This window comes from Stenotrophomonas sp. BIGb0135 (assembly GCF_024810105.1).
Classification (GTDB): domain Bacteria; phylum Pseudomonadota; class Gammaproteobacteria; order Xanthomonadales; family Xanthomonadaceae; genus Stenotrophomonas; species Stenotrophomonas maltophilia_AB.
In genome coordinates this window covers 130370-153302 of record NZ_JANUDX010000006.1, presented here as the reverse complement: position 1 = coordinate 153302, position 22933 = coordinate 130370, and the positions used below count along the sequence as shown (strand labels likewise).

At 68.7% G+C, this 22933-nt stretch carries 19 protein-coding genes; 7 read left to right on the top strand and 12 right to left on the bottom strand.

Features of this window, described 5'->3' with window-relative positions; translation table 11 throughout:
* Positions 1-4: 4 nt before the first annotated feature.
* The 4 genes from M2421_RS13860 to M2421_RS13845 form a co-directional block, all read right to left on the bottom strand.
* Positions 5-949 (bottom strand): DegV family protein, encoded by a 945-nt coding sequence (locus M2421_RS13860; RefSeq protein ID WP_259207664.1) that lies wholly within the window; start codon positions 947-949, stop codon positions 5-7.
* A gap of 80 nt (positions 950-1029) precedes the next feature.
* Complete coding sequence (locus M2421_RS13855) at positions 1030-1668, bottom strand: DsbA family protein (RefSeq protein WP_259207662.1); 639 nt, start codon at positions 1666-1668, stop codon at positions 1030-1032.
* A 56-nt stretch (positions 1669-1724) separates the two neighbouring features.
* Positions 1725-3005, bottom strand: a complete 1281-nt coding sequence (locus M2421_RS13850) for an amidohydrolase family protein (RefSeq protein ID WP_259207660.1) — start codon at positions 3003-3005, stop codon at positions 1725-1727.
* Complete coding sequence (locus M2421_RS13845; RefSeq protein ID WP_259207658.1) at positions 3002-4414, bottom strand: amidohydrolase; 1413 nt, start codon at positions 4412-4414, stop codon at positions 3002-3004. Before M2421_RS13845 ends, M2421_RS13850 begins: the two co-directional genes overlap by 4 nt.
* A gap of 458 nt (positions 4415-4872) precedes the next feature.
* On the opposite strand from M2421_RS13845, the gene M2421_RS13840 reads away from it, so the two are divergent.
* From M2421_RS13840 to M2421_RS13830, 3 genes are all read left to right on the top strand, one after another.
* Positions 4873-8280, top strand: a complete 3408-nt coding sequence (locus M2421_RS13840) for an autotransporter domain-containing protein (RefSeq protein WP_259207655.1) — start codon at positions 4873-4875, stop codon at positions 8278-8280.
* A 691-nt stretch (positions 8281-8971) separates the two neighbouring features.
* Positions 8972-9748, top strand: a complete 777-nt coding sequence (locus tag M2421_RS13835; protein WP_259207652.1) for an AMP nucleosidase — start codon at positions 8972-8974, stop codon at positions 9746-9748.
* A gap of 53 nt (positions 9749-9801) precedes the next feature.
* On the top strand, positions 9802-10341 hold the full coding sequence (locus M2421_RS13830; RefSeq protein WP_259207650.1) for a DUF924 family protein: 540 nt from the start codon (positions 9802-9804) through the stop codon (positions 10339-10341).
* A 390-nt stretch (positions 10342-10731) separates the two neighbouring features.
* Here M2421_RS13830 and grxD read toward each other — a convergent pair whose 3' ends face one another.
* A complete protein-coding gene (grxD, locus tag M2421_RS13825; protein WP_259207648.1) occupies positions 10732-11658 on the bottom strand; it encodes a Grx4 family monothiol glutaredoxin in 927 nt (308 codons plus the stop codon).
* Positions 11659-11716: 58 nt separating this feature from the next.
* Between grxD and M2421_RS13820 the strand changes: the two genes are divergently transcribed.
* On the top strand, positions 11717-12505 hold the full coding sequence (locus M2421_RS13820; RefSeq protein ID WP_259207647.1) for a polysaccharide deacetylase family protein: 789 nt from the start codon (positions 11717-11719) through the stop codon (positions 12503-12505).
* Here M2421_RS13820 and M2421_RS13815 read toward each other — a convergent pair.
* The 5 genes from M2421_RS13815 to M2421_RS13795 are packed head-to-tail and all read right to left on the bottom strand — an operon-like array spanning position 12498 to position 15876.
* Complete coding sequence (locus tag M2421_RS13815; RefSeq protein ID WP_259207644.1) at positions 12498-12821, bottom strand: hypothetical protein; 324 nt, start codon at positions 12819-12821, stop codon at positions 12498-12500. The genes M2421_RS13820 and M2421_RS13815 overlap by 8 nt on opposite strands.
* Positions 12822-12850: 29 nt before the next feature.
* A complete protein-coding gene (locus M2421_RS13810; protein WP_259207642.1) occupies positions 12851-13219 on the bottom strand; it encodes a hypothetical protein in 369 nt (122 codons plus the stop codon).
* A 60-nt stretch (positions 13220-13279) separates the two neighbouring features.
* Positions 13280-13921, bottom strand: a complete 642-nt coding sequence (locus M2421_RS13805; protein WP_259207640.1) for a class I SAM-dependent methyltransferase — start codon at positions 13919-13921, stop codon at positions 13280-13282.
* A 56-nt stretch (positions 13922-13977) separates the two neighbouring features.
* Entirely contained in the window at positions 13978-14601 is a 624-nt protein-coding gene (locus M2421_RS13800; protein ID WP_259207639.1) for a GDSL-type esterase/lipase family protein, read from the bottom strand.
* A complete protein-coding gene (locus tag M2421_RS13795) occupies positions 14602-15876 on the bottom strand; it encodes a pyridoxal phosphate-dependent aminotransferase (protein WP_259207637.1) in 1275 nt (424 codons plus the stop codon). It abuts the gene before it with no gap.
* Positions 15877-16061: 185 nt separating this feature from the next.
* On the opposite strand from M2421_RS13795, the gene rsgA reads away from it, so the two are divergent.
* Both rsgA and M2421_RS13785 read left to right on the top strand, forming a co-directional pair.
* Positions 16062-17159 carry a ribosome small subunit-dependent GTPase A gene (rsgA, locus tag M2421_RS13790; protein WP_259207634.1) on the top strand — a complete coding sequence of 366 codons (1098 nt, stop codon included), beginning with the start codon at positions 16062-16064 and terminating at the stop codon, positions 17157-17159.
* 187 nt (positions 17160-17346) lie between these two features.
* Positions 17347-18588 carry a flavohemoglobin expression-modulating QEGLA motif protein gene (locus M2421_RS13785; RefSeq protein ID WP_259207632.1) on the top strand — a complete coding sequence of 414 codons (1242 nt, stop codon included), beginning with the start codon at positions 17347-17349 and terminating at the stop codon, positions 18586-18588.
* Positions 18589-18616: 28 nt separating this feature from the next.
* On the opposite strand, the gene M2421_RS13780 is transcribed toward M2421_RS13785, so the two are convergent.
* Positions 18617-19168: a DUF4274 domain-containing protein gene (locus M2421_RS13780; RefSeq protein ID WP_259207630.1), complete on the bottom strand. Its 552-nt coding sequence runs from the start codon at positions 19166-19168 to the stop codon at positions 18617-18619.
* Positions 19169-19368: 200 nt separating this feature from the next.
* Here M2421_RS13780 and M2421_RS13775 point away from each other — a divergent pair, with 200 nt between their 5' ends.
* Complete coding sequence (locus M2421_RS13775; protein WP_259207627.1) at positions 19369-21660, top strand: TonB-dependent receptor; 2292 nt, start codon at positions 19369-19371, stop codon at positions 21658-21660.
* A gap of 517 nt (positions 21661-22177) precedes the next feature.
* Here the strand turns inward: M2421_RS13775 and phbB are convergent.
* Positions 22178-22918: an acetoacetyl-CoA reductase gene (gene phbB / locus M2421_RS13770; RefSeq protein ID WP_128097684.1), complete on the bottom strand. Its 741-nt coding sequence runs from the start codon at positions 22916-22918 to the stop codon at positions 22178-22180.
* Between the last annotated feature and the right edge of the window lie 15 nt (positions 22919-22933).

Below are 22933 nucleotides of genomic sequence, written 5' to 3'. Positions count from 1 at the left end.
GCGCTCAGCCGCTGAACGTATGCGGGCCATCGGCGAAGCCGACGGTGACCGCGCCCTTGCCGACGTTGACCATGCCGGTCAGGCTCATCACCGCCTCGAACACCTGCACCCCGTGTGTCTCGCAGGTCTGGCGCAGGTTGGCGTAGCCGGGCAGGGCCTGCAGGTCGGCCAGTTCGCCGCCGTAGCTCAGGCACACGGTGGGCGTCATCAGCCCGGCCGTGACCCGCTGCCCGACGAAATCGAACAGCTTCTGCACCGCGTTGTCGAAGCCCTTGATCTTGGCCACCGGTCCGGTTTCGCCGCGGTAGCCATGCAGCACCGGCTTGATGTCCAGCGCGCTGCCCAGCGCGGCGCTGAGCAGGCCCACGCTGCGGTCGCCCTTGTGCCGGGCGCGGGCGCGCATGTAGTACAGGTCGCGGGTGACCATGTAGCCGTGCACGTTCTGCGCCAAGGCTTCCAGCCGCTCACGGATCTGCTGCACGCTGGCCCCGCTCTCGCGCAGGCGCACCGCTTCCACCGCGGTCACGCCCTGGGCGGCGAACAGGTTCTGGGTATCGAGCACGCGCAACGCGAACGGCGAGTTGAACCCGGCCGCCTGGCGCACCGGCTTGTAGTCGTTGAGGATCGCGAAGCTGGCCTGCATGGCGTTGTCATGGATCGGGCTGCGGGTGCGGGTGATCGTCATGCAGAACACATGGTCGTAATCGATCACCAGCTTGCCCAGGAACAGATCCCGGATCTGGGTGACGCTGAACGGGATGGTCTCCGCCTCGGCGCCGTGTTCGGCAACGTGGGCGTGCAGGAAACTCAGCGTGGCCTGCTCGTCGCGGTGGTCGGCAAGCACGGCTTCGCCAATGCGCACCGTGATCGGCAGCAGCACGATGTTGTGCTGTTCAATGAAGTCCTGCGGCAAATCGCAGGCAGAGTCGACGACAATTCCGATGCGCATCCTGGGCCCCCTCCGGGCAGGTTGTAGGTTCGGAAATGTGAAAGCTATCCCAAAAACGACCGGCCTGCCTGAGCCGCCAGTCAGCTTGAGGGGCGGCTGCGCTCGACGGCGACCGGCAGGGCGTCGATCCGGCTCCATTCGCCGCGCTGCAACATGCCGGGGTCGGCCAGCACTGCCTGGATCAGGCCGTGCGCTTCGTTGCCCCAGAACAGTTCGCCGTCGATGGATAGGGTGGGCACCCCGAATACGCCGGCGCTGATCGCCGCTTCGGTGTTCTGCCGCAGCTGCTCCTTCACCGAGGGCGCCGAGACCGCCGCAGCCACGTCGGCCACGTCCAGCATGGCGCCGGGCAGGGCCAGCGCGGCGGCGCTGTCGGCGGCATGGCCATCGCGCCAGATCCAGTTGAACAGGATGTCCACTGCCCGGTGGCTGGCCTCGGCGGCCAGGCACAGCCGCAAGGCCGCGAGCGGGTTGAACGGGTGGCCCGGCGGGAAGCGCAGCGGCACCGCCTGCTGCTGCGCCTGCCACAGCACCTGGCGGTAAGTGAAGCGGCGCTTGGCCGGGATCTCCGCCGGGCCGAGGTTGCCCAGGTGGTGCAGCACGGCCCCGAGCGCGATCGGCACCGGGATGATCTGCTCGAACTGCGGCAGCGCCTTGAGCTGCTGCCAGTGCAGGTAGGCGAACGGGGAGACGAAATCGAAGTACCAGCGCAGCGCCATGGCGCGTCCTTTCAGGCAGGGGCGGCGAGGGGAGCTCCCCCGCCGCGGAAGGGGGCTCAGCGCGCGTATGCGCGCGGCTCGGCGGTGGCCGGGGCCAGGTAGCGGTCGCGCAGCTCGGTCTGGCGCGAACGCATCGGCATTGCCCGGCCACCCAGCCAGACCTGCTCGGCATAGTGGCCGACGTCCAGCGGATCGCCTTCCCACAGCACCAGGTCGGCCAGCTTGCCAACCTCGATGCTGCCGATCCGGTCGCCCACGCCCAGCACCTGCGCCGGCACCCGGGTCAACCCGGCCAGCCCGTCCTGCCAGGGCAGCCCGTTGGCCACCGCGTTGCCGGCCAGTTGCCGCATCTTGCGCGCGTTGTGCGAGGCATCGTCGCGCTGGGCGAAGCTGACCTGCACCCCGGCCGCGCGCAACCGCGCGGCGTTCTCCAGGGTCGCGCCGAGCTGGTCGAAGCTGCTCGGCAGGTTGCCCAGCGCATCCACGAACACCGGCACGTTGGCCTGCGCCAGTTGCGGTGCCAGGCGCCAGGCCTCGGCGCCGCCGGCGATGGCGATCTTCAGTTTCTCGCGCGTGGCCCAGCGCAGCAGCTGGCGGATGTCGGCGGCGCGGTCCACCTGCACCACCAGCCGGCCCTGGCCCGCGAGGTAGCGGGCCAGCGTGGCGCGCCCGGCCGGCGTCAGCAGCGCATGCGGCGAATCGGCCGGCACCCGGCCGCGGGCTTCGCTGACCATCTGCTCCAGCAGCATCCACTGCGCGGCACGCGAGCTGCCGGTCAGTTCCGCCCCGGATGCGCCCAGGCGGATGTACAGCGCCAGCGGCCCGATCGGATCGGCGCTGCCATCCAGCCGCACCACCCCGCCCTGGCCGGCGATGAAGCCACCGCCGCTGTTGGCCCCCAGCGCGGTGAACCCGATCCCGTCCAGCCGCGCCACCGGGATCAGCACCGAGGCCGGGTTGTAGGCCAGGCTGACGTCGAATTCCGGGCGCAGCGGCTGGTCGGCCAGCTTCAGCGCGCTGTCCACCGTGGTCGATTCACCGGACACCTCGTCGATGCCGATGTCGGTGATGCCGCCGAACAGGGCCGGGGTCAGCGGCTTGCCGGCCGCCTCGACCACGCTGGCCCCGGCCGGCGCCGACAGGCCCGTGCCGACCGCGCGGATGATGCCGCCCTGGACCAGGACGTCGGTGTGTTCCAGGCTGCCGCGCGCGCTGGCGGTATGCACGGTGGCGTTGCGCACCAGCAGGTCCTGCGCCTGCGCCGGCAGGACCGCCAGCAGCAGGGTGGCGCCGAGCCATGCCCGGCAACGCGCGGGAATACCCGACGACCGGCTCATGGCTGCGCCTCCTGGCCCAGCATGAAGTCCGACAGCGGCTGCCGCCGCGCATCGCCCCGCTCGTAGACCTGGTGGCCGTCGATGTAGACCTGCTCGGCCTGCGCATAGGAACTGAACGGGCTGCCGTTCCACACCACCACGTCGCCCATCTTGCCCGCCTCCAGGCTGCCGGTCTGTTTCTCCACGCCCAGCGCGCGCGCGGCGTTGTAGCTCAACCACATCATCGCGCGCTCGGGCGCGATCTGGATCCCGGCGCGGCGCGCATTGGCGATCACCTTGGCCGCTTCCTGGTTGAGCCGCTGGATGCCTTCGGGCGAATCGGAATGCACGATCGCGCAGCTGTTGGGCGGGCGGTCGACCAGGGCGATGTTGTCCTGGATGCCGTCGAAGGCCTCCATCTTGAAGCCCCACCAGTCGGCCCAGAGCGCACCGCAGACCCCCTCGGCCGCCAGCCGGTCGGACAGCTTGTAGGCCTCCACGGCATGGTGGAAGGCGGCGATCTTGAAGCCGAACTCCTTGGACAGGTCCAGCATGGTGGCCATTTCATCGGCGCGATAGCAGTGGATATGCACGCGGATGTCGCCCTGGATCGCGCCGGCCAGGGTGTCCAGCTTGAGGTCGCGCTTGCCACCGGCATCGCCGGCGCTGTCGCCCTTGTCGTCGCCGCCGAACCAGCGCTTCTTCTTCGCCGGCTTCTTCGGCGCGTTCTTGGCGAGGTACTCGCTGGCGTCGATGAAGGCGGCGCGGTAACCGGCCACGTTGCCCATGCGCGTGCCCGGGGCCACGCCCTTGCCGCCGCCATAGACACGCTTGGGGTTTTCGCCGCAGGCCATCTTCAGGCCCCAAGGCGCCCCCGGGAATTTCATCGCCTGGTAGGTGGTGGCCGGTACGTTCTTCAAGGTGACGCCACGGCCGCCGACCAGGTTGGCCGAGCCGGGCAGCACCTGCATGGACGTCACCCCGCCGGCCAGCGCCGCGGCAAAGCCGGGGTCCTGCGGCCACACCGAGTGCTCGGCCCACACATTGGCGGTGACCGGCGCGGTCATCTCGTTGCCGTCGCTGTGGGCGCTCACGCCCGGGCTGGGGTACACACCCAGGTGCGAATGCACGTCGATGATGCCGGGGGTGACCCACTTGCCGCGCGCGTCCACTTCACGCGTGCCGGCCGGGGCGGCCAGCGCCGTGCCGACCGCGGCGATGCGGCCATCGCGCAGCAGCACGTCGGTCTGCTCCAGGCGGGCACCGGTGCCGGTGAGCACGGTCGCATTGCGGATCAGCACCGGCGCCGAGGCGATCGCCGCGTAGGTGCTGGGGTAGGGGTCCTGCACGAAGCGCGACGCCGCGGGCGCCGACGGTGCGGCGAGCGAGAACAGCGCCAGGCCCAGGCCGGCGGTCAGTCGTGTGCGCATGTTTCCCCGGTGCGGCATGGACGGATCGGGCGACGCTAGCCGGTACCCGGTGCGTTTGCCAAGTGGCGAAGCTCATGCGCGCGGTGCCGCCCGCGGTGACGGACGCATCACTGTGGGGGATTCCCTGATACTCATTTGCTTCGCCAATGGTTAGCGTGTTGATGTCCGAAATTTTGGATGGCGCGTCGTACGGGTTGTGTATGCCGCGTCACACCGTGGCAGGGCTGCCATCTGCGACGGTGCAGGAGGAGGAATCAGGTCGCCCGCAGGCGATCCACACGGACGTACACCGACGGGCATCCGTCGTGTCGGCTTATGCCCACAAATTGTAAAAGTTTTGTGAACAATCGATTACGCTTGGCGTGCGTGTCATATGGAATGGCATGCATTTTTCTGTGCGGCTGCCGATATCGCTTGCGGTAGTGCAGCCCGAATCACTTCAAGGAAGTAGTCTCAAGATGACCCACGTTTCTTCGTCCCGCGTCACCGCACGTCGTCGTCCGTCGCCGAGCCTGCTGGCATCGGCCATCACCGGAACCCTGCTGGCCGCCCTCGCGGTACCCGCGCTGGCCAGTCCCGCCGCCGACACCCTCTCCACCTACCAGCAGCAGCGCGCCCTGCAGCGCGCGGCCTTCAGCCTGGACCTGCCGACGGCCACGCTCGCCAACATCGGCGGCATCCAGCCGGCGGCCGCCCCGGCCCCGGGCCCGATCAACGGCACCCCGGGCAACGCCGAAAGCTGGCGCAGCGCCGAGTTCAACGCCGACTGGGGCCTGGGCGCGATCAACGCCGATGCCGCCTACGCGCGCGGCCTGACCGGCAAGGGCATCCGCCTGGGCGTGTTCGACAGCGGCTCTGGCCTGGACCACCCGGACTTCGCCGGCAAGGACCACCGCAGCCTGCGCATCGCCGACCTGCTGCCCGACGGCACCCGCTGCACCAACACCACGCTGATCGATGGTCCCGATGCCTGCTTTGCCAGCGACGGCGACGACGTCTCGATCGAGTACGTCACCTACGATCCCAGCGTGCCGCAGGCGATCCGCGACATCATCGAGTCCGATCCCCGCTACCTCCAGGCCGGTATCCATTTCCAGACCCATGGCACGCACGTGGCCGGCACCATCGCGGCCAACCGTGATGGCAACGGCACCCATGGTGTTGCCTTCTGCGCGGACCTGACCGCGGCCAAGCTGTTCTTCAACAGCGCCCAGATGTGGACGGACGTGGGCGGCGGCGATTACCGCGTCGTCAGCGTGGGCGGCATCGGCCCGGACGACAGCGCGTTCGAAGACATGTACGCGCAGATGAACGACCAGGGCGTGCGCGCGATCAACCACAGCTGGGGCCTGACCAACGAGCCGACCGACCTGGCCACGCTGGACCTGCTGTACGCCAACAATGCCGAGTACCTGGACATCTTCGCGGAAGGTTCGCGTAGCAAGGGCATGATCCAGGTGTGGGCCGCCGGCAACAACAATGCCAACGCCGCCACGCCGGAACAGGCACCGATCGCCGGCATCTACGCCTCCCTGCCGCGTCTGTTCAGCGACATCGAGCAGGACTGGCTGAGCGTGGTCAACGTTCGCCAGGACCAGGCCGGTGGCTACGTGCTGGACATCAGCTCCAACCGCTGCGGCTTCAGCGCCAACTGGTGCCTGGCTGCACCGGGTACCGACATTCTGTCGACCGTCTACGGCAGCGATTCGGCGCTGGACGCCCAGCTGCTCGCGGACGCGCAGGGCAATGTCCTGCTGGACGTGCTCGAGCGCGTGCCGACCTACAGCTACGACGTGATGACCGGCACCTCGATGGCGGCACCGCACGTCACCGGCGCGCTGGGCCTGCTGTTCGAGCGCTTCCCGTACCTGACCAGCGCGCAGGTGCGTGACGTGCTGCTGACCACCGCCACCGATCTCGGTGCGACCGGCGTGGACGACGTCTACGGCTGGGGCCTGATGAATCTGGCCAAGGCCGTCGAAGGCTACGGCGAGCTGCGCGTGGACACCGACGTGGTGATGAACACCAAGGCCGGCGGCCTGAAGGTGTGGGAAGGCGATGCGTGGGACGACTGGACCAACGACATCGGCGGCCCGGGCAGGCTGACCAAGTCGGGCATCGGCTGGCTGCGCCTGAGCGGCGACAACAGCTTCAATGGCGCGATCGTGCGTGAGGGCGTCCTGGAGCTGGACGGCGTCAACACGCTGACCTCCTCGCTGGACGTCACCGGTGGCCAGTTCCTGCTCAACGGCACGCTGCGCGACATGACCTTGATCAACATCGGCGGCAGCAGCCGCGTCAATGCTAGCGGCGTGCTCGACAACACCGACCTGTACATCACCGGTGGCGTGGTCTCGTTCAATGGCGTGCAGACCGGCGGCACCACGCTCGTGGGCGCCAAGGGCACCCTGAAGGGCGTCGGCACCCTCGGCGATACCCGCGTCGAGGGAATCATCGCGCCGGGCAACTCGATCGGCACGCTGACCATCAACGGCAACTACGTGCAGACCGCCAGCGGCGTCTACCAGGCCGAACTGGCCCCGGGCAGCCGCAGCGACCAGCTGCACGTCACCGGCACCGCCACCCTGGACGGCACCCTGAAGGCACTGCCGGAAGCGGGCTATTACTACCTGGGCGAGCAGTTCAACTTCCTGGTGGCCGATGGCGGCGTCAACGGTCGTTTCGCGACCACCGACTTCAGCGCCTTCTCGCCGTTCCTGCAGTTCAACATGACCTATGACGCACAGGGCATGCGCATCGACGTGACCCGTGGCAACGCGTTGTCGGCCGCTGCCGAAACCGCCAACCAGCTGGCGGTGGCCAATGCCGCCGATGGCCTGGCATTCAACCAGGGCCTGCCCAAGCCGCTGACCCAGCTGTTCCCGGCGCAGGTCGGCGCGGCACTGGATGCGTTGAGCGGTGAAGTGCATGCCGCCGCGCCGATGGCGCTGGTGGAAAGCAGCCGCTACCTGCGCGATGCCGCGCTCAGCCGCAGCATCGGTGCACGTGCACCGGGCGCTGACGATGGCGCGGTCAGCGGTGCCTGGGTGCAGGCGATCGGTGGCAGCGGCAAGCTGGACGGCGACGCCAACGCGGCGCGTACCGAAAGCAACAGCAACGGCCTGCTGGTCGGTGCCGACCACCAGTTCGGCAACGGCTGGCAGGTGGGCGGGCTGATCGGTACCGGTCGTACCGACAGCAAGCAGGGCCAGGGCCGTCGTGCCCGCGCGGAAATCGACAACACCCACTTCGGTGCCTACGTGGGCAACCAGTGGGGCGGTTTCGGCCTGCGCGCCGGCCTGGGCTACACCCGTCATGACGTGGACAGCAAGCGCGAACTGGCCTTCGCCGGTTACCAGGACACGCTGACGGCCCGTTACGACGCCAAGACCCGCCAGGTCTTCGTCGAGGGTGCCTACCGCATCGGCGGCGCCGAAGCCGGCCTGGAGCCCTACCTGCAGCTGGCCCGCGTCGAAGTGGACGTGGACGGCATCAACGAGCAGGGCGGCGCTGCGGCGCTGCACGGCAACGTGGGCGACACCCGCAGCAACGTCGGCACCGCCGGCGTGCGCTTCGACCGTGGCCTGAAGGCATCCTGGCAGCAGGAGAGCTGGCTGCACGTGCGCGGTGGCGTCGGCTACCGTCGCGCCTGGGGCGACCGCAACCAGGTCGCCGACCTGGCGCTGGGCAGCGGCAACGGCTTCACCGTCAGCGGTGCCGCCATCGCCGACCACGCGGTGGTAGCCGAGCTGGGCCTGTCGGCCTGGCTGAGCCCGCGCAACCAGCTGGAACTGGGCTACAACGGCCAGTTCGGCAGCGAGTCGCGCGACCACGGCGTGACCGCCCGCTGGTCCGTGCAGTTCTGATCGGGCACTACCGGTAACGGGAAAAAGGCGGCCAATGGCCGCCTTTTTCTTTTCTGTCTCCCTGCCACGTTGCAGGGACGAAGCGCGTTCTTGAGCTTTCCAGGCGCTGGTCGGTGGGTCGGGCGCTGGGCACCCAGACCCTTTCCGGCGATGCCTCCGGCGTCGGCCTGCAGCCGCCACCTCCCCCGTTATTTCGCCTCCAGGGGCAGGGGGCCCCAGCGCCCGACCCACCGACGGCCTTCCGAAGCCAGCTTTCCTACTTGTTTCCGCAAGCCGAGCCCCGTAGCGGCCGGTAGGCCCCTGGGCAAAATAAAGGAGGAGGCCGCTCCGCGGCCGGGGGACATTTGCACCAGGGGCCTACCGGCCGCTACGGGGCCCTCACGCGCGCTACGGGGCCCTCACGCGCGCGACAGGGCCCTCACGCGCGCGACAGGGCCCTCACGCGCGCGACAGGGCCCTCACGCACGCGACAGGGCCCTCACGCACGCGACAGACCCGATCGGAAACGCCCCCGCAATCCACGCGCCGCACGAACTGCATGGCGCGCACGCGCACCGTCGTCCACCGTCCGCCACGGCCCTTGGAACCGATCGCTCCCTGCCACAGGAAGAAGAACCTTTTTTGCTTGCTTGTTGCTTCCCCATCCCCAGAATAGGCGCACATGAATCATGTGCCGGACGGAAATCGCGGGATGAAGAACAAGCAGGAAATCGTTGAAAACTGGCTGCCGCGTTACACCGGCGTGCCCCTGGATAAATTCGGCCAGCACATCCTGCTGACCAATTTCGGCGGCTACCTGCACACGTTCTCGCACCTGACCGGTGCGCCCGTGCAGGGCATGGACCGGCCGATGGCCAGCGTGACCAGCGACGACATCACCCTGATCAACTTCGGCATGGGCAGTCCCAACGCGGCCATCGTGATGGACCTGCTGTCGGCGGTGATGCCCAAGGCGGTGCTGTTCCTGGGCAAGTGCGGTGGCCTCAAGCGCAAGAACCAGTTGGGCGACATGATCCTGCCGATCGCCGCCATCCGCGGCGAGGGCACCTCCAGCGACTACCTCCCGCCGGAAGTACCGGCCCTGCCGGCCTTCGCACTGCAGCGCGCGGTGTCCACCACCATCCGCGACCTGGGCCACGATTACTGGACCGGCACGGTCTACACCACCAACCGCCGGGTCTGGGAACATGACGAGGCGTTCAAGGAAAAACTGCGGCTGATGCGCTGCATGGCCATCGACATGGAAACCGCCACCCTGTTCGCAGCCGGCTTTGCCAACCACATCCCGATCGGCGCCCTGCTGCTGGTGTCCGACCAGCCGATGATCCCCGACGGGGTCAAGACCGAGGCCTCCGACGCCAAGGTCAGCTCGCAGTTCGTCGAAAACCATATCCAGATCGGTATCGAGGCGCTTAAGCTTATACGGCGCAACGGCAAGTCGGTCCGCCACCTGCGCTTTGACGAGTGATGGCAATCGCACCGGCGGGCGTCTTGGGGACGCACCGCCCTCAGGGGTAGTGAATGGACGTGGCGGCACAAGTGGTGGAGTTCTGGCGCAACGCCGGCCCACAACAATGGTTCACGCGCGATGACGCGTTCGATGCGCGGTTCCGCCAGGCGTTCCTGGACGAACACGTCGCCGCGGCCCGGCGTGCGCGCGAGCATTGGCTCGGCAGCGCCGACGGCGCGCTGGCGCTGATGATCCTGCTCGACCAGTTCCCGCGCAACTGCTTCCGCGACACCGCCCACTCCTACGCCACCGACGGCCTGGCCCGGCACTACGCCATGCGCGCGGTGGAGGAGGGCCTCGACCTGCAGCTTGTGCCAAAGCTGCGCGCCTTCATCTACCTGCCGTTCGAGCACTCCGAGGATCCGCAGGACCAGGAGCGTTCGGTGGCCATGTTCGACGCGCTGGGCGACAAGGAATACCTGCAGTACGCCGAACTGCACCGCGACATCATCCGTCGCTTCGGCCGCTTCCCACACCGCAACGCGGTCCTGGGCCGCATGCCGACCGCCGCCGAGCTGGACTACCTGGCCGAGGGCGGTTTCGCCGGCTGACGCCTGCGGAATTCAACTACGCAGGGACGTCAGCGAGTCGTGGGTGCCCCAATGGCGCGAAGGCTGAACGTCTGCGCGCCCGCGCGGTTGCCCGGTGGCCTTGGAATAGCGAAGGATCGAAGCATGCATCGCGCGTGTGCTGCCGCTGCGTTCGAGCCGCTTTTTCAACGCGCACCAGCCAACTGTCCAAGGGCGGGGGTGTGCGGGTGCGCGGGACCGTTTTGCGCCATGGATGGCGCAAAAAGAGCCCCCATGGATGGGTTCACGGCGTGTCCCGCGCACCCGCACACCCCCGCCCCGCCCGGACACTGGCAGCCCGTGTCATCAGCAGAGATACAAAAAACGCCGGCATTGCCGGCGTTTTTTTGCTCAAAACATCGCAACCGACGATCAGTACTTCGGCACGCTGTTGTCCACATCGTTCGACCAGGCGTCGATACCGCCGGTGATGTTGTGCACGTTGCTGAAACCCAGCGCACGGAACTGCTCGGCTGCCTGCGCGCTGCGGCCGCCGTGGTGGCACAGGAAGCCCAGCGCGGTGTCCTTCGGCAGCGCTTCCAGGCGCGCGCGGTTGTCGCCGTCGAACGTCTCGAACGGCGCGTCGATCGCAGCGATCGCACGCTCGTCGGCCGGACGCACGTCCACCACCATCAGGCGGCCCGCGCGACGCTGGTCGTCCGCATCGCGCACCGACAGCTCCTTCACCGCGCGCGGCGCGTTCGGGTTGTCGATCGCCAGGCCCTTGCCGCGGATATCGTCCACCCAATCGATGGTGATGCCCTCGGCGCGGCGCGCGCTGGCCAGATCGAACTGCACCCGCAGCCCGTTCGATTCGGCCGCGATCGCGTTGTCGTCATGCGGTGCCAGCTGGAAGTTCGGCTGGAAGTTGGCATCGATGCCCAGCTGCAGCGACGCGCCCGGCGCGTCGGCCAATGCGCCACGCAGCATCTCCACCGCCGCCGGCGTCACCGTGATCGACGGCGCCGTGCGGTCCGGCGCGGCCAGCCCGAGCATGCTGCTCAGCTCACCGCTGCCGGCCATCTGCAGCAGGATGTCGCTGCCACCCACCAGCTCGCCATCGATGTACAGCTGCGGGATCGTCGGCCAGTCGCCGTAGGCCTTGATGCCTTCGCGGATTTCCTGGTCGGCCAGCACGTTGACGTGGGCAAAGTCCACGCCCAGGTCCTGCAGCGCGCCCACGGCCTTGGCCGAGAACCCGCACTGCGGCATGCCCGGCTGCCCTTTCATGAACAGCACGACGCGGTTGGCGTTGAGGATGGTTTCGATGCGCGAGCGCAGGGCGGGATCAAGAGACATGACGGTCAGGGTCCGGCGTTTGGAACCGGACATTCTACGCGGCATGGCATCATGGGGCATGACCGTACCGGAAACGTTGCATCGCATTCCCCGGCGCCCCTGGCGCTGGCTGCCGTGGCTGCTGCTCTCCCAGCTGCTCGTCGCGGCCGCCTGGCTGCGCCTGGGCTGGCCCGTCGGCCTGCCCCTCATGGTGGCCTCCCATGCCCTGTTCATGGTGCCCGTCTTCCTGCCCAACAGCCGCTTCTATGCGCCCGTGCTGAGCCGCCTGCCGGGCAGCGCCCCGCGGGTCTGGCTCACCATCGATGACGGCCCGTCCGACCAGACCCCGGCCGTACTGGACCTGCTCGACCGCTACCAGGCCAAGGCCACCTTTTTCCTGGTCGGCGAGCGCGCCCTGGCCCAGCCCGACCTGGTGCGGCAGATGCTGGCGCGCGGGCACACCCTGGGCAACCACAGCCACCGCCATCCGCAGACCCGCTTCTGGCGGTTGGGGCTGGCCGCGATGGCCGCCGAGATTGGCGAGTGCCAGAAGGCCTTGACCGCCATCACCGGGCAGCCGCCGCGCTGGTACCGCTCGGTGGTGGGCATGACCAACCCCTTCGTGGCGCCGGCCCTGCAGCAGTGGCAGCTCACCCGGGTTGGCTGGAGCGCGCGCGGCTACGACGGCGTCGATTGCCAGCCGGCGGCGGTAGTGGAACGCATCGCCGCCCAGCTCGGGCCCGGCGCGATCGTGCTGCTGCACGAGGGCGCCGCCCACGGGCACAACCTGGCCATCATCGAAGCGGTGTTGCAGGCGCTGCAGGACCGTGGCCTGCGCGCCGAACTGCCGGACGCCACGCTCAGCTGAGCAGCCCCAGCAGCAACAGCCCGGCCGTGCCCAGCAGCGCGCCGCAGGAGAACACCAGGCCGAGAATCGCCAGCACCTTGCGCCGGTCGCGCTGCAGCACCCCGGCCACACCCAGCGCCAGCGCCACCAGCTCGACCAGGCCAGCGCCGATGATGCCCAGCCCGATCATCACGGTCGCCGGCGCGCCTTCGTCCATGCCGCCCGGGGTACTGAGCTCGGCGACGCCGGCCAGCACGATCAGCAGGAACATCAGCACCCCGCCGCCCAGCGACAGGATGAACGAGGCAATGCCCAGTCCGGAATGACGGATCTGCATGGGAACTCCTTGCAAGCAGACGTGCGGGCTCAGGCCCGCGACAGCGGTTGGCTGGCGCAGGCGGCCAGCGGGTGCGAGTGGATCCACTGCTGGCGCATCCAGCTGCCCAGCGACAACTGCGCCAGCAGCAGGGTGATCGACAGCCCCAGCGCCAGCACGCCGGTGACCCGGCGGCGGCGATGCTGCAACAGGCTGCCGATACCGATCAACGTGGCCAGCACCGCCAACCCGACGCTGACGCACAGCACCACCAGCAGCACCACCGGCACCTCACGCATCTCGGCATGGGCCGGGGTATGCGCGTAGTGCGCGCTGATGGCGAACATCACCAACCCGCACACGCTGATCACCAGCGCGGCGATGCCCAGTGCGGAATGGCGGGGCGAAGGTGGGGTCATGCGGGCTCCATGCCGGTATCGGGGCGCGAGTATGCGCGCGTGCGGCGCGCGACGCGACCCTCAGCCGGCCGCGGCACGTTCGGCGCAGACCAGCCAGTTGTTGAACGGCGTGTTGCCGTACAGCGGGGTCATCTGCAGTTGCAGGCCGGCCGCTTCCAGCGGTGCGCGCACGCTGGAAGCATCGGGATAGTGGCGCGGGCGAGTGCCCATCCAGCCCACCAGGTGCGCCAGCATGTCGGTGATGCGGGTGGTGCGGTCGCGCCCGCTGTTGTCGGCCAGGGTGGTGCGGATCACCAGCCGACCGCCCGGCGCCACCCGCGCGGCCGCGGCCTGCAACAGGCCGGCCTGGGCCTCGGCCGGCAGGTACTGCAGCACGTCCAGCAGGGCCACGCTGCCGTGGTGGGCGGGCAGGGTGGCGCTGGCGTCCAGTGTGTCGAAGCGGGTCTCCGCCAGCGCCGCGCGGGCGGCGGCGCGGCGGGCACGTGCGATCTTGTCCGCATCGATGTCCACGCCCAGGTAGGGCCGCTGCTGGTCGGCCTGGCGCAGCACGTGCGCCAACAGCCCCAGGCCGCAGCCGATATCCAGCAGCGCGCCGCGTGCAGGCAGCAGCGCGGCCAGCACGCCCGGATACAGCGGATCGCTGCCGAGCTTGCCGCGGCTGTAGTAGTAATCGCGGCGGTTGCCGAAGCGCTGCGCCGGCATGAAGGCGGCAGCGATGCGGCGGGCCTGTTCCTTGGCCAGTGGCAGGGCGTCCGTGCTCAGCGCGGCACCTCGTCGGCCAGTTGCACCCGCGCTACCTGGAAGGCGCGCTCGGTCCACAGCGCGTACATCGTCGCCGAGGGGTGCAGGCCATCGTCGACCAGCATCACCGCTTCGGCGCCCGGAACGCGGCTGAGGTCGGTGATGTCGATGAAGGCCACCTGGTGCCCGGCGCAGATCGCGGCGGCCGCGGCGTTGTAGGCGTCCAGTTCGCGCCCCACCTGCACGCGGTCGCGACCGGCCTCGCGCGCATATGGGGTCACCCCCCAATCGGGGATGGACAGCACCAGCACGCGGTCGGCGCGCCCGCCGGCAAAGCCCAGCGCGCGCTGCAGCAAGGCGGTGAAGCGCGGGCGGTAGTCATCCACGCTGCGGCCGCGATACTGGTCGTTGACCCCGATCAACAGGCTGACCAGGCCGAACGGACCCTGCGGCGCGGCGGCATCGATGCCGGCCTCGAGTTCGTCGGTGGTCCAGCCGGTGGTGGCGATGATCTGCGGGTCGTCCACCGCCACGCCGATGTCGCGCAGGCCGGCGACCAGTTGCAGCGGCCAGCGTGCGGACGGCGCCACGCCCTCACCGATGGTGTAGGAGTCGCCCAGCGCCAGGTAGGACAGCGCCACTCAGGCCACCGCGCTGCGTGGCTTCAGCGGCACCACCTTGGTGTTGGCCTCGGCACGCCGCGCCAACGCGCGGTCGATGCGGGCGAACACATCGCGCATCACGTCCGCTTCGGGCAGCAGGGTGACCCGGAAGTGGTGGCGGTAGGGCACGTTGAAGCTCGAGCCCGGCACCACCAGCACGCCTTCCTCGTTCATCAGTTCCAGCGCGAAATCGTGGTCGTCGAAGCTGCGCGCCGCCGGCCCGACCACGGCCGGGAAGGCGTACAGCGCACCGGCCGGCGCCACCAGCGACAGATGCTCGCTGGCGTTGCAGGCCTCGATCACCGCGCGGCGGGTTTCGTACAGGCGGCCGCCCGGGGCGCACAGGGCGGAAATGGTGTCCGGGCCGTTGACCGCCGCATCGATGGCGTACTGGCCGGGCACGTTGGCGCACAGGCGCAGTGCGCTGAGCAGGTCCATCGCCGCGCGGAACTCGCCCAGCCGCTCGGCCGCGCCGGACAGCATCGCCCAGCCCACCCGCCAGCCGCAGGCACGGTGCACCTTGCTCAGGCCGCTGAAGGTGATGCACGGATGCTCGCCGGCCAGGGGCGCGACCGGATGGAACTGCGCGTCGTCGTAAAGGATCTGGTCGTAGATCTCATCGACCATCAGCAGCAGGTTGTGCTTGGCGGCGATGGCCACGATGCGCTCCAGCAGGTCGCGCGAGTAGCTGGCGCCGCTGGGGTTGTTCGGGTTGATCAACACGATCGCGCGGGTACGCGAGGACACCAGCGATTCGATCTCGACCGGGTCCGGCTGGAAGCCGTTCTCCGGCGCGCAGCGGTAGTACACCGGGCGGCCGTCGTTGAGGATGGTCGCCGCCGACCACAGCGGGTAGTCGGGCGAGGGCACCAGCACTTCATCGCCGGGGTTGAGCAGGGCGCGCAGCGACAGGTCGATCAGCTCGCTGACGCCATTGCCCACGAACACCCGGTCCGGGTGCGCATCCGGTGCACCCCGGCGGGCGTAGGCGGCGGCGATCGCCTCGCGTGCCTCCGGCAGGCCCTGCTGGTGGGTGTAGGGGTCGGTGCGGCCCATGTCGTCGGCGATCGCGCGCTGCAGGTGTTCCGGCGCGCGGAAGCCGAAGTTGCCGGGATTGCCGATGTTCAGCTTGATCAGCTTGCGGCCCTGGGCCTCCAGCTCCCGCGCTCGCCGCGCCAGCTCGCCCCGGATCTCGTAGCGGACTTCGGACAGGCGCTCGCGGGTGGCGAGCGGCTTCAGCGGGGGCGTGGACATGAACGGGCCGTCATTTCGGGCATGGAAACCGCATGGTAGCGGAAATGTTGCGTTGCAGGGCAAGCCTTTCGGGCCAAATTCCGAGCCCTGGCAAGCAGTTGCGGATGCGGGGGCGGCCAGCCTGCCCCGCGCCTGGCCGGGCCCTGCGACGACGCCCGGTCGCTACACCCTCTAGAATGGGCAGGATGAGCGAATCCACTGATTACCTCGCCCTGCAGACCATTGGCTGGCCCTGGCCGGGCGGCCCCGAACTCCCGGACTGGCAGGCCCTGTTCGAGCAGTTCCCGCAGGCACGCCCGGGGCGGGTGATCGAGCAGCATCGCACCGGCTACATCGTCTCGGACATGCCGGACGCGGCGATCAAGACCGAATCCCCGCCGGAGTGGCAGCGCCCGCGCTTCCCCAGCCATGAGCGCGCCGCGGTGGGCGACTGGGTCCTGCTGGAGGGCATCAAGATCGTGGCGCTGCTGCCGCGGCGGACCGCGATCAAGCGCGGCGCGGCGGGCGAGCATTACCACCAGCAGGTGATCGCGGCCAACATCGATACCGTGTTCATCGTCTGTGGCCTGGACGCGGACTTCAACCCACGCCGGATCGAGCGTTACCTGCTGCTGGTGGGCGGTGGCGGCGCGCAACCGGTGGTGGTGCTGACCAAGGCCGATCAGACCGAGTACAGCCAGGACGCCCTGGACGTGCTGGAAGAACTGGCCGCGCAGGACATCCCGCTGCTTGCCATCAACGGCAGGGACCCGGCCAGCGCGTCGGCGCTGCTGCCGTGGCTGGGCGCGGGCCGCACCGTGGTGCTGGTGGGCTCGTCCGGTGCCGGCAAGTCGACGTTGACCAATACGCTGCTGGGCGAGGAGCGGATGAAGACCGCCGATGTGCGGGTCAACGACTCGCGCGGCCGCCACACCACGACCCACCGTGCGTTGATCCCGCTGCCGGCCGGCGCGTGCCTGATCGATACCCCGGGCATGCGCGAGCTCAAGCCGACCGGTGAAGAGGCCTTGAGCGAAGGGGGCTTCGCCGACGTGGAAGCCCTGTCGGCGCAATGCCGTTTCCGCGACTGCGCCCACCAGCGCGAGCCGGGCTGCGCGATCCGTGCGGCCATCGACGACGGCACGCTGGATGAAGAGCGCCTGCTCAACTACTTCAAGCTCAAGGAAGAAGTGGCTGCCGCGGCGGCCAAGCTGGCCGTCCGCCAGGCGCAGCAGGCGATCGAGCGCAAGCACGTGGGCAAGGGTGCGCAGTGGCGCCCGGGCGGAAAGGGCGGACGCCGATAACCCAACGCCGTAGAGCCACCCCATGGGTGGCTGCGCGCGGTGCCGGAGCGAAATGCAGCCACCCATGGGTGGCTCTACGTGGCGTCGGAGCGGAATGCAGCCACCCATGGGGTGGGCCTGCGCCACCTCAGGCGCTGCGTGCAGCGCGCCCTGCGTGGCTGCTATTGTCCGCCCCATGAGCACACCAATGACCGTGGATCGTGAGGTGGCCCACCACACCGCGCTCGATGCGCAGCTGGTGGAGGCGGTGGGCGGCATCAAGCTGCTCGGCCTGACCAGTTGGCCGGCGGCGCTGCAGGCGCCTTTCCTGGCCAGCGTGGCGCGCGGCCAGCCGGTGTTGCCGCAGGTCGCCTACCCGCGGCTGGACTTCGGCGACACCCGCCGCGCGCTGGCCGCGCTCAGCGCCCAGTGCGACCCCTCCCATCCGATCGGCCTGTACGTGCAGCGCTCGGCGCACAGCTGGGACCTGGCCGCGGGCCTGCTCGAATCGCTGGGCACCGCTGAGGTCGACCGCTACTCGGTCGCCTTGTTCGGCGCGCCCGAACAGCCGCTGCCCGGCAATGGCCCCAGCACCCGCGATGCAGCCCGCCACTTCATCCAGATCGCGCAGGAACTGGACCACGAACTGCTCGCGCCCGAGGAACAGGTACCGGTCTCGGCCACCGCGCTGCAATTGCAACTGCAAAGCGACCTGGACGCGTTCTTCGAGTCGCGCATCATCAGCGTGCAGCTCGATCCGGAGCTGATCTCCAAGGCGGCCGCCGGCCCCACCCGCATCCGCCTGCGCACCAGCGCGCGCTTCAGCGCCTACGACCGTGCACAGTTGTTCCACCACGAGGCACTGGTCCATTCGCTGACCGCGCTCAACGGCCGCGAACAGCCGCACCTGCCCAGCCTGGCGCTGGCCTCGCCGCGGGTCACCGCCACCCAGGAGGGGCTGGCCACCTTCGCCGAGCAGATCACCGGCAGCATCGACATCGAACGCCTCAAGCGCATCAGCCTGCGCACCGAAGCAATCGCAATGGCGCGCGAGGGGGCGGACTTCATCGAGGTGTTCCGCTACTTCTGCGATGCCGGGCAGAACAACGAAGAGAGCTTCGCCTCGGCCCAGCGCGTGTTCCGCGGCGTGCCGCCCACCGGCGGCGCGGCGTTCACCAAGGACACGGTCTACCTGCGGGGGCTGGTCTCGGTGCATACCTTCTTCCGCCACATGCTCGCCGAAGACCGCCTGCAGGTATGCCGCTGGCTGTTCGCCGGCAAGATGGCGCTCACCGACGCGATCGCCTTCGCGCCGCTGTTCGAAGAAGGCATCCTGCGCCCGCCGCGCTGGCTGCCGCATTGGGTCAGCCGGGCCAATGGGCTGGCCGGCATGCTGGCGTTCTCATTGTTCGCCAACCGTATCCGCATGGACCAGCTGGCGCCGGAATAGCGCCGGCCGCGGGCTGGCGCATGCGGGATCACTCCGCCTGCGGGTGGGCTTTCTCCCAGGCGATATGCACGTCGGCCAGTTCGTAGAGCTGCTCGACCAGCGCCATCGGCAGGCCGTCGTCGTAGTCCTCGTCGTAGGCTTCATCGAACGGATCGATCTGATGCTCGCCGTCCACGGCCTGCAGCATCTGTGTCGGGACGCGCCGCAGTTCGTCCGCCGAATGCTCGCGCGGGCCGGCACCGTCCCACGCGTTCGGATCGAAACCGATGCCGTGGTCGGCATAGAAGCCATCGAGGTAGCGCTGTTGCACCAGGCCGATGAACGCATGCGCATCGCGCTCGTAGTCGGGCACTGCGTCCAGTGTGTCGTACTGGGCATGCCAGCCCGCGCCCACGCTCCAGAACAGCATCAGCGCCGTGGCCCGGTCCAGGTCGGGCTGGTCGGCCAGCCATGCCAGCGCGCGCTGATTGTCGCTGTAGTTGGAGCGGGCCACGTAAAGGTGGCGCTGTTCCGGCGTGGCCTGGAGAAGGTGCGCGTGCAGCAGCGCCCACTTGGCGGCGTCGTAATCCTTTTCGTTCATTGCCTGCTGTCCATGCTGTTGCGGTACGCCACGCATTGTACGTGCGGTGCCTGCGGCGATCATGCTCGTGCAGGTTTTGCGGGCTGGTTCGCATTTCATACGCCGCACGCCGTCGCGTAAGAATGCTTTCATCTTCCGCTCGCATGATGGTCACGCACCTGCATCGCGCAGGTCACCACCTCATCATGCAACGGATCACCATGCTTACCCGACCCCTGACGATCGCCGTGGCGATTGCGCTGTGCGCCGCCAATGCCCACGCTGCCGATGTGGACGCCACCACCGAGGCCAACGTCGCGCTCAGCGCGCAGACCCTGGACACCGTGTCGGTGATCGGCCAGGGCGAGACCCGTCAGGTCCAGCGCATCACGGCCGTGGACAAGGAAGTGCTGCCGCCGGGCACCAGCGGCCAGAAGATCCTCGACCGCCTGCCCGGCGTGTCGGTGCAGTCCAATGACGCGTTCGGGGCCAACGAGGAATCGCAGAGCATCACCCTGCGCGGCTTCGACAAGAGCCGCCTGGGCTACACACTCGATGGCATTCCGCTGGGCGACAACAGCTACGGCAACTACAACGGCCTGAGCATCGCCCGCGCGCTGATCGCCGAGAACCTGGCCGGTGCCGAACTGTCGCAGGGTATCGGTTCGCTGGGCGTGGCCTCCACCAGCAACCTGGGCGGCACCATCCAGTACTTCTCGCAGGATCCGTCCACCGAGTTCGGCGGTCGTGCCAGCGTCACCGTGGGCGATGACAACCAGCGTCGCGGTTACCTGCGCGTGGACACCGGCGACCTCAACGGCTTCTCGGCCTATGTCTCCGGCGTGCACCAGGAGGCGGACATGTGGGCCGAGCCGAACCAGAACCAGACCACCCGCCAGTTCAACGCCAAGGCTGTGTGGGCCGTGGGCGACAACCGTTTCGGCGCGTTCGCGGCCACCTCGCGCGTGAGCCAGGCCAACTACGCCTACCTGTCCAAGAGCATGCTCGCGCGCGGGCTGGGCTACGACTGGAACATCTACGCCCCGGACTGGGATCGGGCGGTGGCCGCGGCCTACTGCGCGCCAGGCACCTACAACGCGCAGAAGTGCGCCTTCAGCGGCGGCGTCAACAGCATCGACGATGCGTACTACCAGAGCCGCGCGCTGCGCGACGACAACCTGTATTCGCTGGATGCCGACCTGGCATTGGGCGAGACCTCGCGCCTGAAGCTGCTGGCCTACCACCACGAGAACCGCGGCCAGGGCCACTGGTGGGCACCGGGCCAGCCGTCCAACCCGGGCACCGCGCAGGCGCTGCCGATTTCCATCCGCAGCACCAACTACACCATCAACCGCCAGGGCATCACCGCGGCGCTGAGCTGGCAGTGGGGCATCCACGCGCTGGAAGCGGGGCTGTGGTATGAGCGCAACGACCACAATGTCGAGCGCAATTTCTACTACATCACCGGGCCGTTCCTGGATGACGGCTACCTCAACTACCCCGACCGTCGGCTGTTCGACCAGGACTTCGACATCCGCACGCGCCAGTTCTACGTGCAGGACCGCATGCGTTTCCTCGATGACCGCCTCACCGTCGATGTGGGCATCAAGAGCCCGAACACGCGCATGACCGCCAACGCCAAGCCGGGCACGGAGGCCAGCTATGCCTCGGGCACGCTGACGGCCAAGGAATCGGTGCTGCCGCAGGCGGGTATCGGCTTCAAGCTGAGCCAGAACCAGGAGCTGTTTGCCTCGTACTCGGAGAACATCGCGGCCTTCGTGGGCGGCGGCAGCGGTGGCCCGCTGCAGGTCTCGCCGGAATCGTTCGCGGCCAGCGCCGGGCTGGAGCCGGAGAAGTCGAAGACGCTGGAAGCCGGTTTCCGCACCTTCGGTGAGCGGTACCAGGCCTCGATCGCGGCCTACCACGTGATGTTCGACAACCGCCTGCTCTCGCTCAACCCGTGCACCAGCATCGAGGTGGGGACGCGGCCGGAGTGCATCACCCGCTTCATCAACGTGGGCTCGGTGAAGAGCCAGGGGGCGGAGCTGACCTTCATCCTCAAGCCGGTCGACGGCCTGCAGTGGTACAACGCGCTGTCCTGGAACAAGTCCACCTACGAGGACAACTACACCTCCGGCGGTGCGATCGTGCCGGTGGCGGGCAAGATCACGGTGGACACGCCGCAGCGGATGGCCTCCAGCGAGATCAGCTGGAACCGCGACGGCTGGTCGGCGAGCCTGCGCGCCAAGTACACAGGCAAGCGCTACTACACCTACACCAACGACCAGTCGGTAGCGGGGGTGACGACGTTCGATGCGGGCGTGGGCTATTCGTTCGGCCCCGGCCTCGGCCTGCGCGACGTCAAGGTGTCGCTCAATGCGACCAACCTGACCAACAAGCGCTATGCCGGCCAGCTCAGCTCGTTCGCGCCGACCGATCCCACTGGCACCCGTTACGCGATCCACGCCAGCGCGCCGCGCCAGCTGTTCATGACGGTGGCCGCTGAATTCTGATCGGGTGGGTCGAAGAGAGAAGCGTAAAGCGTAAGAGCAACATCAACAGCATCTCGCGTGCCGGGGCTGCTGGTTTGGTCGGGTACGGGTGGGGTGTCGGGACACGCCGCAAGTACGTCCATGTAGGCTCGCATGCGCCATCCATGGCGCATGACGGTCCCGCCACCCCACCCGTACCCGACCTTGACAGTGTGCGGGTGCTCAACAGGAACGCGGGATGCAGTGCGGCGCGTTGGGCGCCGCTGGTTGCTCTGCACGGTTCTGTTCCAGCCAAGGCCGCCGACCAACTGTCCAGGGCGGGGATGCAGCGTCGCGGACTGTCGTGTGCCATGGATGGCACACGCGAGCTTACAGGGATGTACTTGCAGCGTGTCCCGCGACGCTGCACACCGCGGCCAGGCACAGGCACTCGCAGGCATTCGCTCGACACTGACACCCAAAAAAAAGCCACGACGCCTCGCAGCGCCGCAGCTCACCTCGTGGGGGAGGTCGCGCGTCACAGCAGGACGCGCCAAGGTCAGAACATGTGCAACCCACCGTTCACCGCGTAATCGGCACCGGTCACGTAGGCCGCGTCATCCGACGCCAGCCACGCGCACAGACTCGCCACTTCCTCCGGCTTGCCCAGCCGGCGGATCGGCACCGAGCCGGCCAGCCGGTCCAGGACGTCCGGCGGGAAGCTGCTGATCGACTGGCTGGCGATGTAGCCCGGCGAAATCGTATTGACCGTCACCCCGCGCGTGGCCACCTCATTGGCCAGCGCCCGGCTGAAGCCGTGCATCGCCGCCTTGGCGGTGGCGAAATTGACCTGGCCGATCTGGCCCTTGTGCGCGCTGACCGAGCCGATGTTCACGATCCGGCCCCAGCCGCGCGCGGCCATGCCGTCGATGACCTGCTTGGTGATGTTGAACAGCGCGTGCAGGTTCGAGCCCATCACCGCGTTCCAGTCGTCCGGGCTCATCTGCCGGAACAGCACGTCGCGGCTGCCGCCGGCATTGTTGACCAGCACGTCGATCTCGCCGACCTCGGCCTTGACCTTGGCGAAGGCGGCCACCGTGGACGACCAGTCCGCGGCGTTGCCCTCCGAGGCGATGAAGTCGAAGCCCAGCTCGCGCTGTTCGCGCAGCCAGCCGGCCTTGCGCGGGGAGTTCGGGGCGCAACCGGCCACTACGGTGTGGCCGTTGCGGGCCAGCTTCTGGCAGATGGCGGTGCCAACACTGCCCATCCCGCTGGTGACGTAGGCGATGCGAAGAGTCATTGCAGAACGCTCCTT